The following is a 14,679-nucleotide window of genomic DNA, read 5'->3' on the forward strand; positions in this document are numbered from 1 at the left end:
AAAATGAACAGAGAGCCTGCGCGGGGGAGTTGGGGCCCTGTTACGTAGCCGGGGGCGGCGGTGCCGTCGAGCCGCGCACCACCAGCTCCGGCTCGAACAGCAGCTCACCCGGCGGGACCGTGCCGCCCTGGATCTGTGCGACGAGAAGCTCGACTGCGGCCCGCCCCATCGCCTCGATCGGCTGGCGCACCGTGGTCAGCGGGGGCTCGGTGCAGTTCATGAACGCCGAGTCGTCGTACCCCACCACCGACACGTCGCCCGGCACCGAAAGCCCCGCGCGGCGGGCGGCCCGCACCGCGCCGAGTGCCAGGGGGTCGCTCGCGCAGATGATGCCGGTGATGCCGCGGGACAGCAGCCGGGCCGCCGCGGCATGCCCGCCCTCCAGGGAGAACATCGCCCGCTCCACCGCCGAGCCGGGGAGCCCGCTCTCCATGGCGCGCGCCGCGGAGAGTTTGCGCTGCGAAGGCATGTGGTCGTCAGGGCCCAGCACCAGGCCGATCCGCTCGTGGCCGAGCGAGGACAGATGCCGCCACGCCTGCTCGACGGCGACCGCGTCGTCACACGCCACGCAGGGGAAGCCGAGTCGCTCGATGGAGGCGTTGACGAGCACCACCGGCACCTGTCGCTCGGCGAGCCGCTGGTAGTGGCCGTGCTCGGCGTCCTGCTGCGCGAACAGGCCGCCCGCGAACACCACGCCGGACACCTGCTGTTGCAGCAGCAGCTCCACGTAGTCGGCCTCCGAGACGCCGCCCTTGGTCTGCGTGCACAGCACCGGGGTGAGGCCCTGCTGGGCGAGCGCGCCACCGATCACTTCCGCGAACGCGGGGAAGATCGGGTTCTGCAGCTCAGGGAGGACCAGGCCGACGAGCCGGGCCCGCTCACCGCGCAGTTGGGTCGGCCGCTCGTATCCGAGGACGTCGAGCGCGGTGAGCACCGACTGGCGCGTCGCCTCCGACACCCCGGGCTTGTTGTTGAGCACCCGGCTGACCGTGGCCTCGCTGACCCCGACCTTCTTCGCCACCTGAGCAAGTCTGCGCGTCATGGGGCGCAAGATTAGCGCAAGAAATTGCGCTCCGCTTGCGTGATGGCGACATTGAGCGGAGCGTTGCCCGGTCAGGCGTGCGGGACCACCGCGACCGTGCTGGTCACATGGTGCACCACCGAGTGCGCGGTGCAGCCCAGATGGGACGACTCGGCCCGCCGGCCCACCACCGTCAGGCTCGCCGCCGTGCCCGCCTTCAGGAGATGGTGGCCCGCCTGCCCGTACAGGAGCCGCTCCTCGACCCGCACCTCCGGATACTTCGACTGCCAGGTGCGCACCGCCTCCGCGAGCGACCTGCGCAGCCGTTCCTCCTGGCTCGCCGCGTCGCCCGGCAGCGCCCCGCCCGGCCGGCCGCCGCCCAGCGGCGGCAGCGTCCAGGCATGTACAGCGTGCAGCGGTGCGCCGCGCAGGGCCGCGGCCTCGAACGCGTAATTGAGCAGTTCGTCGGCGGGCGCCGACACGTCGAGCCCGACCACCACCGGCCGGGAGCCGCGCCCCGCGTCCTCGTCCTCGGGCACCCCGCCGGTCCGCACCAGGACCACCGGGCGCTTCGCGCGCGCCGTGACCGCGAGGGCGACCGAGCCGACCAGGAACCCCGAGTACCCGGTGAAGCCCCGCGAGCCCAGCACCAGGGTCTCCGACTCCGCGGCCGCCGCCAGGAGCGCGGTCACCGGCTGCTCGGCACGGCGCCGGGCGATGATCTCGAGCGCGGGATGCGCGTACGACAGCCGCAGGGCCACCAGGTCCAGGACGCCGCGGTCGGGCAGATCGACGTCCGGCAGCCGCGGCGCGGGCCGCTCCGTGCCGGCGGCCTGCACCAGACGGAGCGGCAGTCCGCGGCGCAGTGCCTCGCGGGCCGCCCAGTCCGCTGCGAACACGCTCTCGCGCGAAGCGTCCGTCCCCACGCTCAGAACACGGCAAATGGTCATGACGCGAACCTCTCCATGGCGGTCACACGGGCGGTGTGCTCTCAGTGCGGGTTCCACATCAGACGGCGGTCACTCGTGTGGAGCACGGCGGGATCGGGCGCTCTCGGGCCCCGGTGTCCGGGACCGTCTCACCGGCCCGACCTGCGCAGGGAGAGGCGAACCGGCCCTCGGCGAGGGGCCGTTCGGCCCCTGTGCCGGACCGCCCGCGCACGCGAGCGTGGCTTTACTCTGGCAGGGAGGTGACGATGACGACCTGCAAGAAGTTGAGGAAGGCCAAGGGCAACCCCCTGCGGCGCAGGTCGGACGCGGTCGAGGGGTGGGCGGCCCTGCTCCTTGGACTGCTCGCCCTGCTCGTGGCGCCGGCCGCGGGCGCCGCCGCCGGCTGGGCGGCCCACGCCGACGCCGCGGAGCACGCCCGCACCCAGGTCGCACAGCGTCAGCAGGTCCGGGCGAAGCTCCTCGAGGACGCCCCGGACTACGTGCCGTCGTCGAGCGGGGTGCAGGACACGGTCACGTACCCGGTCAGGGTCCGCTGGACCGATGAGGGCCGAGGCACCGTCGTGGCCACGGCGCCTGTCGCCGCCGGGCTCGAACGCGGCGACCGCGCCACCGTCTGGCTCGACCGGCGCGGCCGTGTCACCACGCAACCCTGGGGGTCCGAAGCCGTCTGGGCCCGCGCGCTCACCACCGCCTTCCTGGTCACCGGGACCACCGCGACCCTCGCCCTGTTCGCGCGATTCCTCCTGCGGCGCGTCCTCGACCGCCGCAGGCTCGCCGCGTGGGAGCGGGACTGGCGCCGCGTCGGACCCGAATGGACCCGGCGACCCGCTTAGCCACTGCCGCGGCCGGGCCGAGCGCCTGCTCAGGGGGCCCGACGGGCCCACCGGGAGAGCCGACAGGCCTCGCTCCGGAGCCGTTCGGCCCCTGGGCGCGCGGGCCCGCGACCGGCATCGTCGAGGTATCGCAAGGACGCAGTCCGGCTGGCGCGATGACGCCGCCGGAGCCCGGCTTCGCCGACAGCCGGGATTCGGCGGCACCTCCTGGAGGGGAGGGGACCGCTTCCGGCCCGCGTCCGAGCCTCGGAAGGAGGCTGCCCATGACCACCACGGCACCACGGATGAGCCAGACCCTGCCCGAGGAGTACCGCGGCCGGCTGATGCGTTTCGCCCGCGACGTGAGCTTCCCGGAAGGCGCCCGGCTCTTCGAGGAGGGCTCCCGCGCCGACCGCTTCTGGATCCTGCGCAGCGGCCGGGTCACCCTCGACATGCGGGTGCCCGGCCGGCGCGCCCCCGTCGTCGAGTCCCTCGGCCACGGCGAGCTCGTCGGCTGGTCGTGGCTCTTCCCTCCGTACGTGTGGCAGCTCGGCGCGGAGGCCGAAACCCCGCTCAGGGCCCATGAGTTCGACGCCACCACCATCCGCCTGCTGTGCGCGTCCGACCCCGGACTCGGCTCCTTCGTCGCCCAGTGGGTGGGCGGCGTGCTCGCCCACCGGCTCAGCGTCACCCGCACCCGGCTGCTCGACCTGTACGCCCCCTACGGATCGGGGGCCGCATAGCACCGACCACGGGCCGCGAGGGCCGGGTGAACGGTACCGTTCGGCCCTGGCGGATCAGTCCCTCCGGCCCCAGGATCTAGACGGGCTCGCACCCACCCGTCCGGGACACACCACATCCGAGGGGGCCGTATGCCACAGCCACGCACCTTCTCAGCGGACCGGCCCATACGCATCCTGCTGCTCGACGACCACGAAGTGGTGCGCCGCGGCCTGCGCGACCTCCTCGGAGCGGAACCCGACATGAGTGTCGTCGGCGAGGCGGCCACCGCCGCGCAGGCCCTCGCCCGCGGACCCGCGCTCCGCCCCGACGTGGCCGTCCTCGACGTGCGCCTCCCGGACGGCGACGGCATCACCATCTGCCGCGAACTGCGCGTGCTCATCCCGGACATCAGCTGTCTCATGCTGACGTCGTTCGACGACGACGACGCGCTGCTCGACGCCATCATGGCCGGCGCCGGCGGCTACGTACTGAAGCAGATCAAGGGCTCCGACCTGGTCTCGGCGGTGCGCACCGTCGCCGCGGGCGAGTCCATGCTCGACCCCGCGACGACGGCCCGGCTGATGCGCAGCCTGCGCGGCCCCGAGGAGGACGAGCGGGCCGGGGAGAACGCGGTCGACACGGCCCTGAACGAGCTGGTCGACCTGACCGACCGGGAGCGGGACATCCTCGCGCTGGTGGGGGAGGGGCTCACCAACCGGCAGATCGGGCGGCGGCTCTTCCTGTCGGAGAAGACGGTGAAGAACAACATCTCGCGGCTGCTCGCCAAGCTGGGCGTGGAGCGCAGGATCCAGGCCGCCGTGATCGCGACGAGACTCCCTCAGGACAGGCCCCGGAACTGACACGCACCGGCTCAGGGGTCCCGCGGCGACGAGCCGAGCGGCACCGTCCACTCCAGGTGGGTGCCGCCGCCCTCCCGCGCCGTGACCGTCATCGCCCCGCCGCGCCGCCCGGCACGCGCCGCGAGATTGGCGAGCCCGCTGCGATGGATTTCGGGCGTCTCGGCGATCCCCACGCCGTCGTCCGTCACGGTCAGCGTCAACGCACCGCCCCGCACCACGAGCGCGACGTCCGAGGCAGCGGCGCGCGCGTGCCGTGCCACGTTCGTGAGCGCCTCGCCGAGCACGGCAAGCGTGTCGTCGGCGAGCCGCCCCGGAACATCGGCGTCGATCAGGCCCTCCATGCGCAACGACGGTGTGAAGCCGAGGACTTGGGCGGCGTCCTCCACGGCCCGTACGACCCGTACGCGCAGCCCGGAGCCGGTCGGCGGGCCGCCGCGCTCGCGCAGCCCGAAGATGGTCGAGCGGATGATCTTGATGGTGGTGTCCAGGTCGTCCACGGCCCGCAGCAGCCGCTCCGCCGCCTCCGGATGCTGCACGAACCGCTGCGCGCTCTGCAGCGTCATACCGGTCGCGAACAGCCGCTGGATCGCGAGGTCGTGGAGGTCGCGGGCGATCCGGTCGCGATCCTCCAACAGGCTCATCTGCTCCGCGTCCCGCCGCCTGTCCGCCAGCTCCAGGGCGAGGGCGGCCTGCCCCGCGAACCCGCTCAGGGGTATCAACTCCGAAGCGGAGAACGGAGGATGATCGGCCCTGCGGGCCAGCATCAGCACCCCGCGCACCCCCTCCGCCGTGCCGATCGGCACCGCCACCGCGGGACCCAGGCCGTCCCAGCGGTCCGGCTGGTAGGTGATCCGCGGATCCTTGCGGATGTCGTCGGACGTGATCAACCCGCGCTCGGCGAGCGCCGTCCCGGCGAAGGTGCCCTCGCGCGGCAGCGTCACGTCACTGTGCGCCTTGGCGCGTTCGCCGAGTGCGAGCGTCTCGTGCAACTGGTCGTCGCCGGGGACGAGGAGCGCCACCACGCCGAGGTCCGCCGCGGTGATCTCGCGTGCCCGGTCCACCATGAGGCGCAGCACCTCGGCCTCGTCGGCGCCCGACAGCAGCTGCCCCGTGAAGTCGGTGCTCAACTGGAGCCAGCGCTCGCGCAGCCGCACCTCCTCGTACAGCCGCGCGTTCTCGATCGCCACGCCCGCCGCGGCGCCCAGCGTCTGCAGGACCGCCACGTCCTCGTCGTCGAAGTCGCCGCCGCCGCGCTTCTGCGTCAGGTACAGGTTCCCGAACACGTCGTCGCGGACCCGGATCGGCACGCCGACGAACGTGTGCATCGGCGGATGGTGCGGCGGGAAGCCCGCCGAGGCGGGGTGCTCGGCGAGTTCCGGCAGGCGCAGCGGCTCCGGATGCCGGATCAGCTCGCCCAGCAGGCCGTGCCCCGACGGCAGGTCACCGATCTCCGCGCGCAGTTCGTCGCTGATCCCGACCGGCAGGAACTGCGACAGCTTGAGCCGGTCCTCGCCGATCACGCCGAGCGCCCCGTACTCGGCATCCACCAGGACCACGGCCGCCTCCACGATCCGCCGCAGCACCTGGGAGAGATCCAGCTCCTGACCCACGGACAGGACCGCTTCGAGCAGTCCCTGCAGGCGGTCGCGGGTACGGCGGACCGCACCGATGCGTACCTGGAGTTCTTCGAGCAGTTCGTCGAGCCGCAACCTCGGCAGTGGGCCCGACCCCCGTGCACCGTCCTCGGCCATCCGGCCTCCGTGGGCCTCGGTGAGGTGTGTTACCGAACTTCACGGTAGCGGCTGTTCACGCCCGTACGACCCGCTTCGTCACACCTCGGCCGGTGGAACGGCGGAGTCCGCCGAGGAGGCGACGTGCAGCGCGGCGATCTGGGAACGGGAGGTGAAGCCGAGCTTGGTGAGGATGTGCTCCACATGGGAGTCGATCGTGCGCTTCGACACCACGAGCTTCGCCGCGATCTCCCGGTTGGTGCGCCCCTCGCCGACCAGAGCGGCGACCTGCCGCTCGCGCGGCGTGAGCCCGTCGGTGGGTCCCGAGCGCTGCGGCGGTACGTCGGGGGAGGGCGCCGATTCGTCGTCGAGCGCCAGGTCCACCACCACGTCCAGCGGCAGCGTCCCGCCCTCCTCGAACGAGCGGTGGTAGCCGTCCGCGCCGAGCACCTCGCGGGCCGCGGCCGCCGCCTGCGCGTGCAGTTCGTGCAGCACCGGGATGCCGAACCGGGCCTCCTTGGCGGCCCGCCGCCACAGCGCGTCCGCCGCGCCCTGCAGCGTGGCCACCCGCTCGAAGTGCCGCAGCCGCGCCGCCTGCCAGGCAAGACCCTCCAGGAAGTGGGCGAGCCCCATCAGGTCGTGCAGCGCCGCCTTGCTGCGGATGCCCTCGCGGGCGCACTCCACGGACGCCTCGTGATCACCCTTCAGCCACAGGCCGACACTCTTGACCCACAGCGCCCAGCCGCGCGCCCACTGCTCGCCGGGATGCTCGGAGCCCCGGGCCAGCGAGTCGTCGCACCAGGCGATGCCCTTCTCGTGGTCGCCGGAGAGGATGAGCATGAACCCGCCGTAGAAGCCGAGCATGAGCAGGCCCGTGTCGTCGCCGAGCGCCGTCATCCGGGCGCGGGCCTCGTCGAACTCGTCGGCGCAGCCCTCCATCTGGCCCAGGAAGTAGCGACGGTGCGCCTGGAAGGCGAGCGACCATGTGGCGCCGACCCGGTCGCCGATGCGCTCGGCCACCTGCTCGGCCTCCTTCAACAGCGCCTCGTTCTTGCCCCGTTCACCCTGGACGTCCATGTACCAGCTCGTCAGCCACAGCGCCTTGACGCGGTGCGGCGTCTCGTCACGGCAGCCGTCCAGGGTGCGGCGCAGCCAGTAGCGGCCCTCGGTGAGCAGGCCGGTCGCATGCCAGTAGCCCCACAGCGCCGTCGCCATCTCCAGGCCGTCGCAGTGGAAACGGGGCGACGCGACGCAGTGCTCCAGGGCGATGCGGACATTGGCCTGGTCGCGCACCAGCGCCCGCAGCAGCGGGATCTGCGCGTCGCCCGTCCACTCCTCGTCGAAGGCGCGGGCCGCGTCGAGGAAGTACTCCAGGTGACGGCGGCGGGCCCGGCCCTCGTCGCCGAGGGCGGCGAGCTGCTCCAGGCCGTACTCGCGGATCGTGTCCAGCATCCGGTACCGCGTGCCCTCGGGCGTCTCGACCCGCACCACGACCGACTTCTCCACGAGGCCGATGAGCGAGGTCAGTACGTCCTCGACCGGCAGCGCCTCCTCGTCCGCACAGACCGACTCGGCGGCCTGGAGGCTCAACTCGCCCGCGAACACGGACAAGCGGGCCCACAGCAGCCGCTCCGCCTGTGTCGACAGGTCGTGGCTCCAGCCGATCGCCGTACGCAGCGTCTGATGGCGCGGCACCGAGGTGCGGCGCCCGCCGGTGAGCAGCCGGAACCGGTCGTCGAGCCGGGCCAGCATCTCGTCGAGGGACAGCACGCGCAGCCGGGACACCGCGAGTTCGATGGCGAGCGGTATCCCGTCGAGCCGACGGCACAGCGCGAGCACGTCCGCCCGGTTGTCCGCGCTCACCGTGAATCCCGGCACCGCGGCGGACGCCCGGTCCGCGAACAGGGCCAGCGCGTCGCACTCCCGGCCCGCGCCGCTCGTGGGCTCCGGCATGCTCAGCGGGCCGATCGGCAGGACGTGCTCACCGGGCACGTCGAGCGGCTGCCTGCTGGTGGCGACGATCCGCAACCGGGGCGCGGCGCGCAGCAGTTCGTCGGAGAGCATCGCGCACGCGTCGACCAGGTGCTCGCAGGTGTCGAGCAGCAGCAGGAGCTCGCGGTCCTCCAGATGGTCGGCGATCACCTCGAGCGCGGGCCGCGTCGTCTGCTCCGGCAGGTCGAGCGCCGCGGCCACCGCGTTCGCCAGCAGGGCGGGGTCGTGCAGCGCGGACAGCTCGACGAGCCGCACCCCGTCGGCATACGTCCCCCGCAGCTCGCGTGCCGCGCGCACCGCGGTCCGGGTCTTGCCGACGCCGCCGGGCCCGGTCAGCGTGACGAGCCTGGCCCGCGTCAGCACGTCCGCCAGCTGCCCCAGCTCCCGCCGCCGCCCGACGAAACTGGTGGTCTCGGCGGGCAGGTCTCCCGGCGTGCGCCGGGCGGGACTTGGGTTCATGCGGGGCTCACTTCGTGCGGAGCGGATGCCGTCGACTGTGTCGACAGGCTAGGGGGAACCGGGCGCCGTCGTCCCTTCTTCACGCGACGACCACCCGAACGGGAAGCTCCGCGGGCCGAGTTGGCACATGCCCGGTGCGTACCACACGTACTTCGGGGAATTGGTCACACGGCGCGCCCGGTTGACTACACTTCCCGGAGCGCCATGGCTGCCGGGCCGATCGAGCCGCGCCCACCGTCGTCCCCGGAGCCGATGCGCCCGCCCCCCTTCCGAAAGGCCTTTATGACCACCCGTCCGTCGTCGACCACTCCGCTGCCCGAAACGTTCGGCACCCTGGGCGTCAGCGCCCGTCGGCTGCCGGCAGGCACGGTGCCGGAGGGCGCGGGCGGCGATCTGCACGGCGTGGTCGACACCCCGTACGGGACCCGGCTGTTCGTCGGGGACGTGATGGGCAAGGGGGCCGACCTGTCCGGCACGGCCGACACGGTACTGCGCACCTGGCACCGACTCGCGCGCGTGCAGCGGACCTTGGAGGTGCTCGCGGTGCGGCTGCACTCGCTGGTGGCCCACTCCGAGGAGCCCGACCGGTTCGTCACGGCCACGCTGATGACGGTCGCCCCCGACGGGTCGGCCGAGGTGGTCTGCTGCGGGCATCCGCCGCCCCTCCTGCTCCGCGACGGGGCCGCGGTGCCTGCCCCGGTGCCCGCCCCCGCGCCGCCGCTCGGGCTGCTCGACCTCGCGCAGGGCTGGTGCGGCGCCGAACACATATCCGCGTCCGCGTGGGACCGCATGCTGCTGCACACCGACGGCGCCACCGAGGCCCGCGACGCGGACGGCGCCTCGTACCCCATCGCCGACCGCGCGGCCGAACTGAGCAGCCTGCCCCTGGCCCCCTTCACCGCGGCGCTCTCGGCCGACCTGCTGCACCACAGCGGAGGCCGCCTCCACGACGACGCGACGCTGTTGGCCGTGGATCCGCTCGCTTCGTAGCCGGCCCACGCCCGCCCGGTGTTTCGACCCCTGGTGAAGGGGGAGTCGGGAGGCCGGCCGTGTGGCCGATGACGACGACGGAAGGGAGCGGTCGCAGATGCTTCTCGCCCATCCCGCCCTGATGGCCGGTCTCGTGCGCGAGTACGAGACGCTGAGCACCCTCGACGCCGAGGAAGGGGGGCCCGCCGCGCAGCGCCGGCTCGACGACGTCGGGTACAGCCTCTGCCTGGCCACCGGCACGAGCGACGTGGACGCCGCGCTCCTCGCCGCCCGGCACCGGCTGCCCGGCGCGCGGGTGCACGACGACTCCATGGTCGCCGCGCGGCCGCACCTCAGGTCGCGGGCGCGGCTGCACCGGTGACGGTGCGGCGTCAGACCGCCAGCGTGCCGCGGCCCGTGGTCTGCTCCTCGAGCACCCGCTGCGCCTGAGCGGGCGACGACTGCCACAGCGTCGTCACCGGCTCCCACACCCGTACGCCGGTCGGCGAACCGAGGGTCAGCGCCTGGAAGCTGCGGCCCTCGTGATCGGGCACCGCCCAGACCGTCACGTACAGGACGGCGGGCGCCTCGTCCTTGGCGTCCTCCGCGTCGGAGACCGAGAGGACCGCCGCGTACGCGGTGTCGTGCGCGGCCAGGGTGCGCCCGGCGTGCGGCACCGTGGGCAGCGGCAGGGCGGCCCCGTCCAGGTCTCCGTACGTGATCGTCGGAACGCGGTCGACGAGGCATGCCTTCGAGGAGTCGTTGCGCACGCTCAACTTCAGGATGTCCGCGTTGTCGTCGGAGGGGTCGGCTCGCACGGTCACATCATTCTCGCCGCAGCGCGCGAGCGCGGCGGGCCCGGCCTGCGTGGCGGGCCCGGCCGCTCCCGCGGTCGGCGCCGCGAGCGCGGTCAGGGCGAGGGCGGCGAGGGTGGCCGCCGTGGCATGACGCGTGACGTGTCGAGCGCGCATCGGAAGTCCCCAGTCCGTGGTCGGTCCGTCGCGGCCATTTCCTGCCGCCAAACGGAGGAAAGTCGACGAATACGGGCATAAGACCCTAACCCGAATGTGTGACACGAAGCACGTCGCGAGGCGGGGGATGCAGTGCGCGCAAGGTTTGCACAGTGTGCAAGAATTCCGAGCGTGACCGCCCCCCACCCGCAGCAGAGCGCCCCCGCCGAGGGGCTGCGCGCGCGCAGGCGCCGCCAGACGCGCACCGAGCTGCACGCGGCCACGCTGAAACTCGCCCGCGAACACGGCTTCGCGCAGATCACGGTCGAGATGATCAGCAAGGAGGCCGGCGTCTCACCGCGGACCTTCTTCAACTACTTCCCCAGCAAGGAAGCCGCCCTCTTCGCCCTGCCCGGCTCCGTACCGCCCGCACTCGCGGACCGGTTCGCCGAAGGGGAGGGGAGCGGAACCGACGCCGTGCTGCGCGACCTCGGCGACATTCTCGCCGACCACCTCCAGGAAGCGGCCCCGGGGCCGCAGGAGCTGGAGGACTCGCTGCGCATCGCGGAGGGCGTGCCCTCGGTCCTCGCCGCCTTCCTCGCCCAGTGCGAGGCCGTCGAACGGGACGTGGCCGGCCTCATCGCCCGGCGCACCGGCACCCCGCCCGACGGCGAGGCCGCCGAACTGCTCGCGGGCGTCGCCATGGCGACCGTCCGCAGCGGGATCAAGCGGTGGCAGCAGTCGAGCGACCACCGCGACGGGCCTGCCGGGCGCATCCGCGAATCCTTCGACTCGCTGCGCACGCTGCTGGGACCGGCTGCCGTGAAGTAGGCACACCACCCGGGTGACCACCGCCCCCCTCGCGGTCACCCACGGATCTCCCCGCCCCGAAGCTTCTCCCCGAAGCGGCACCACCGAAGTACCCCGTACGCGGCAACCGCTCTCCCCGCCGCAGGGTCAGCCATGCACCACTCCACTCGCACACCACATCGGAGAACACCGTAATGACGCACGCCCCCGCTTCCGAGGGCATCGACTCCGGCCCCGACCCGGCCAAGGGGATCGACGGGAACGCAGAGATCGAAGAGGGCACTGTCAAGCCGCACAACTTCGGCCTGATCTTCGCCGCGCTGATGCTGACCATGCTGCTCGGCGCGCTTGACCAGACCATCGTCTCGACCGCCCTGCCGACCATCGTCGGCGAGCTCAACGGCATCGAGCACATGGCCTGGATCACCACCGCGTACATCCTCGCCGCCACCATCGGCATGCCGGTCTACGGCAAGCTCGGCGACCTCATGGGCCGCAAGAACATCTTCCTCGCGGGCATAGCCCTGTTCCTGGTCGGCTCGGTGGTCTGCGGACTCGCCCAGAACATGGGCACGTTGATCGCGGGCCGCGCCCTCCAGGGCCTCGGCGGCGGTGGCCTCATGATCACCTCGCAGGCGATCATCGCCGACCTGGTGCCGCCGCGTGAGCGTGCCAAGTACATGGCCCCGATGGGCGCCGTGTTCGGTCTGTCGTCCGTCGTCGGCCCGCTGCTCGGCGGCTGGTTCACCGACGCGCACTCCTGGCGCTGGGCGTTCTGGATCAACCTGCCGCTCGGCATCCTCGCCTTCTTCGTCGCCGCCGTCGCGATCAAACTGCCGCGCAAGGCCGTCCAGGTCACCCTCGACTACGTCGGCACCGCCCTGATGGCCGCTGCCGTCACCTGCACCGTCCTCTTCGCGAGCTGGGGCGGCACGCAGTACGAGTGGTCCGACCCGCTGGTCATCGGCCTCGGCATCGGCGCCGTCGTCGCCTGGGTGCTGTTCTTCGTCGCGGAGAAGCGCGCCAAGGAGCCGGTCATCCCGCTGCACCTGTTCCGCTCGCCGATCTTCAACGTCGCCACCCTGCTCGGCATGATCGTCATCGGTCTCGGCATGTTTGCGATCGTCGGCTACATGCCGACCTACCTGCAGATGGTCTACGGCAAGTCGGCCACCGAGTCCGGACTGCTCCTGATCCCGATGGTCGTCGGCATCATGGGCACCGCCCTGCCGTCCGGCGCGATCATGTCCAAGACCGGCAAGTACAAGGTCTATCCGATCGCCGGTACCGCGATCATCATGCTCACCGCATACCTGATGTCGACGCTCGACGTCTCCGACCCGGTCTGGCTGGTCTGCGTGTACGTCGGCCTCGCGGGCGCCGGTGTCGGCCTGATGATGCAGACCCTCGTGCTCGCCGTGCAGAACGACTTCCCGGCCGCCGAGGTCGGCACCGCGACGTCGGCGAACAACTTCTTCCGGGAGATCGGCGCGACCCTCGGCACCGCCGTCGTCGGCGCCGTGTTCGCCAGCCGTCTCACCGACAAGCTGGCCGCGAGCATCCCGGCCGAGGCCGCCGCCAAGGTCGGCGACAGCGACTCGCTCACCCCGGCGCTGGTCCGCGCCCTGCCCGCCGAGCTGCGCGACACGGTCGTCAACTCCTACCAGGAAGCGCTCGTTCCGATCTTCCTGTACCTGCTGCCCGTCTTCGCGGTAGGCCTGGTGCTCGCCTTCGTACTGAAGGAGAAGCCGCTCGCCGACAACGACGACTGGCACGCGGAGAACACGGGTCCCGCGGCCGACAAGGAGCCGCAGCCGGTCGGCTGACCTCCGCACCCTGTCGCGTGCGACATGTGCCCCCGCCGCGCCCGGCGTGGCGGGGGCACGCGCGTTCAGTCCGCGTCCAGCCACACCCCGTCGCGCATCAGGTCACGGCCCGCGAGCTCGTTCGCCTCGCGCCAGGCCTGGATGCGCACGGGCCGGACACGGAAGTACAGATACGGTCCGTCGGCCGCCCGCGGGTCGAACCCGGCACCGGCCGCGAACGCGTCCCCGAACTCCTGCGAGACCTCGTCGGCCGGCAGTGCCTCGCAGCGCCCGATGATGTGCACGACGTCCCGCGTCGGCCCGATGCCGAGATGCACCTGCCCGCTCGCCACGAGATTGCGTGCCACCGGATTCGTCGCCCGCGTCGACACGTACACACAGTCGTCCCGCCACAGGAACGACAGCGGCATCATGTACGGCGCCCCGCCCTCGGGCCCGGCCGTCGCGACCCACGCGTCGACCTCGCGCTCCAGGCGGTCGAGGGTGTCCTGCTTGCGCTGTTTCGCCGAACGGGCGGGCGGAACCTGCGACATGTGACTCTCCTTTACGGCGAACATGGGTGGCGCACTCACATGACATGACAGCACGGAGGAATGTGACAGATGGCCGGAGCCGCCGAAGTCCTCGCCGCCCGTTTCGAGGAGCACCGGCCGCGGCTGCGCGCCGTCGCCCACCGTATGCTCGGCTCGTCCGCCGAGGCCGACGACGCCGTGCAGGAGGCATGGCTGCGGATCGCCCGCGAGGACGAGCCCGACGCCATCGACAACCTCGCCGCATGGCTGACCACGGTGGTCTCCCGCATCTGCCTCAACGTGCTGCGCGCCCGCGCGAGCCGCCGCGAGGACCCGCTGGAGGCGCAGGAACCGTCGGACGGGCAGGACAGCCCCGTGGACCCGGCGGACGAGGCGGTCACCGGCGACTCGCTGGGCCTCGCGCTCATGGTCGTCCTCGACCGACTGGCCCCGGCGGAGCGCCTGGCCTTCGTACTGCACGACCTGTTCGCCGTGCCGTTCGACGAGATCGCGCCCGTCGTCGAGCGCACCCCTGCCGCCACCCGCCAGCTCGCCAGCCGTGCGCGGCGGCGCGTGCGCGACGCGGACCCGCGCGCCACGGAGGCGGCGGACCGGGAGCGGCGCCGCGAGGTCGTCGACGCCTTCCTCGCCGCGACGCAGGGCGGCGACTTCGAGGCCCTGCTCACCGTGCTCGACCCGGACGTCGTGGTCCGCTCGGACGCCGCCGCGATCGCCATGGGCTCGGAGCCGGAGGTGGTCGGCGCGCGTGCGGTGGCCTCCCTGTACGCGGGCCGGGCCAAGGCCGCCCGCCTCGCCCTGGTCGACGGCGCGGCCGGACTCGTCTGGTCGCACGCGGGCACCCTCAAGGTCGCCTTCACCGTCGAGGTCGACCTCACGACGGACCCGCCACGGATCACCGGCATGGAACTCGTCGCGGACGAGGAGCGGTTGACATCGATGGACGTGGTGCCGCTGCGCCGCCGCAGGCGGCCGGCCCCGGAAGGCGGGTCGGCGGAGGGAGCCGAGTAGCTCCGTACGGTCCGCGGGTGCTTGTCCGGCCTCCCC

General features: G+C 72.6%; 14 protein-coding genes. 8 read left to right on the forward strand and 6 right to left on the reverse strand.

The features are described 5' to 3' along the window. Positions 1 to 40: 40 nt before the first annotated feature. Together ACY34M_RS23630 and ACY34M_RS23635 are read right to left on the reverse strand one after the other, a co-directional pair. Complete coding sequence (locus tag ACY34M_RS23630; RefSeq protein WP_462720029.1) at positions 41 to 1,042, reverse strand: LacI family DNA-binding transcriptional regulator; 1,002 nt, start codon at positions 1,040 to 1,042, stop codon at positions 41 to 43. A gap of 71 nt (positions 1,043 to 1,113) precedes the next feature. Then, positions 1,114 to 1,971, reverse strand: coding sequence for a universal stress protein (locus tag ACY34M_RS23635; RefSeq protein WP_462720030.1), 858 nt, complete (start codon positions 1,969 to 1,971; stop codon positions 1,114 to 1,116). Positions 1,972 to 2,216: 245 nt separating this feature from the next. On the opposite strand from ACY34M_RS23635, the gene ACY34M_RS23640 reads away from it, so the two are divergent. From ACY34M_RS23640 to ACY34M_RS23650, 3 genes are all read left to right on the forward strand, one after another. Continuing rightward, on the forward strand, positions 2,217 to 2,804 hold the full coding sequence (locus tag ACY34M_RS23640) for an Rv1733c family protein (protein WP_462720031.1): 588 nt from the start codon (positions 2,217 to 2,219) through the stop codon (positions 2,802 to 2,804). A 263-nt stretch (positions 2,805 to 3,067) separates the two neighbouring features. After that, entirely contained in the window at positions 3,068 to 3,526 is a 459-nt protein-coding gene (locus tag ACY34M_RS23645) for a cyclic nucleotide-binding domain-containing protein (protein WP_462720032.1), read from the forward strand. A gap of 129 nt (positions 3,527 to 3,655) precedes the next feature. Next, positions 3,656 to 4,366 (forward strand): response regulator, encoded by a 711-nt coding sequence (locus ACY34M_RS23650; protein WP_462720033.1) that lies wholly within the window; start codon positions 3,656 to 3,658, stop codon positions 4,364 to 4,366. A gap of 11 nt (positions 4,367 to 4,377) precedes the next feature. On the opposite strand, the gene ACY34M_RS23655 is transcribed toward ACY34M_RS23650, so the two are convergent. Beyond that, positions 4,378 to 6,117, reverse strand: coding sequence for a sensor histidine kinase (locus ACY34M_RS23655; protein ID WP_462720034.1), 1,740 nt, complete (start codon positions 6,115 to 6,117; stop codon positions 4,378 to 4,380). A 78-nt stretch (positions 6,118 to 6,195) separates the two neighbouring features. Further along, positions 6,196 to 8,547 carry a helix-turn-helix transcriptional regulator gene (locus ACY34M_RS23660; RefSeq protein WP_462720035.1) on the reverse strand — a complete coding sequence of 784 codons (2,352 nt, stop codon included), beginning with the start codon at positions 8,545 to 8,547 and terminating at the stop codon, positions 6,196 to 6,198. Between the two features lie 282 nt (positions 8,548 to 8,829). Between ACY34M_RS23660 and ACY34M_RS23665 the strand changes: the two genes are divergently transcribed. Both ACY34M_RS23665 and ACY34M_RS23670 read left to right on the forward strand, forming a co-directional pair. After that, entirely contained in the window at positions 8,830 to 9,537 is a 708-nt protein-coding gene (locus ACY34M_RS23665; protein ID WP_462720036.1) for a PP2C family protein-serine/threonine phosphatase, read from the forward strand. A gap of 97 nt (positions 9,538 to 9,634) precedes the next feature. Beyond that, positions 9,635 to 9,898 (forward strand): DUF5133 domain-containing protein, encoded by a 264-nt coding sequence (locus ACY34M_RS23670; RefSeq protein ID WP_462720208.1) that lies wholly within the window; start codon positions 9,635 to 9,637, stop codon positions 9,896 to 9,898. Positions 9,899 to 9,908: 10 nt separating this feature from the next. On the opposite strand, the gene ACY34M_RS23675 is transcribed toward ACY34M_RS23670, so the two are convergent. Further along, positions 9,909 to 10,487: a DUF4232 domain-containing protein gene (locus tag ACY34M_RS23675; RefSeq protein WP_462720037.1), complete on the reverse strand. Its 579-nt coding sequence runs from the start codon at positions 10,485 to 10,487 to the stop codon at positions 9,909 to 9,911. A 171-nt stretch (positions 10,488 to 10,658) separates the two neighbouring features. Between ACY34M_RS23675 and ACY34M_RS23680 the strand changes: the two genes are divergently transcribed. Together ACY34M_RS23680 and ACY34M_RS23685 are read left to right on the forward strand one after the other, a co-directional pair. Next, positions 10,659 to 11,297, forward strand: coding sequence for a TetR/AcrR family transcriptional regulator (locus ACY34M_RS23680; RefSeq protein ID WP_462720038.1), 639 nt, complete (start codon positions 10,659 to 10,661; stop codon positions 11,295 to 11,297). 173 nt (positions 11,298 to 11,470) lie between these two features. Continuing rightward, a complete protein-coding gene (locus tag ACY34M_RS23685) occupies positions 11,471 to 13,102 on the forward strand; it encodes an MDR family MFS transporter (RefSeq protein WP_462720039.1) in 1,632 nt (543 codons plus the stop codon). Positions 13,103 to 13,167: 65 nt separating this feature from the next. On the opposite strand, the gene ACY34M_RS23690 is transcribed toward ACY34M_RS23685, so the two are convergent. Next, positions 13,168 to 13,635: a pyridoxamine 5'-phosphate oxidase family protein gene (locus tag ACY34M_RS23690; RefSeq protein WP_462720040.1), complete on the reverse strand. Its 468-nt coding sequence runs from the start codon at positions 13,633 to 13,635 to the stop codon at positions 13,168 to 13,170. 69 nt (positions 13,636 to 13,704) lie between these two features. Here ACY34M_RS23690 and ACY34M_RS23695 point away from each other — a divergent pair, with 69 nt between their 5' ends. Next, complete coding sequence (locus ACY34M_RS23695; protein ID WP_462720041.1) at positions 13,705 to 14,643, forward strand: sigma-70 family RNA polymerase sigma factor; 939 nt, start codon at positions 13,705 to 13,707, stop codon at positions 14,641 to 14,643. Positions 14,644 to 14,679: the final 36 nt, after the last annotated feature.

This window comes from Streptomyces sp. EDA2-14 (assembly GCF_054963755.1).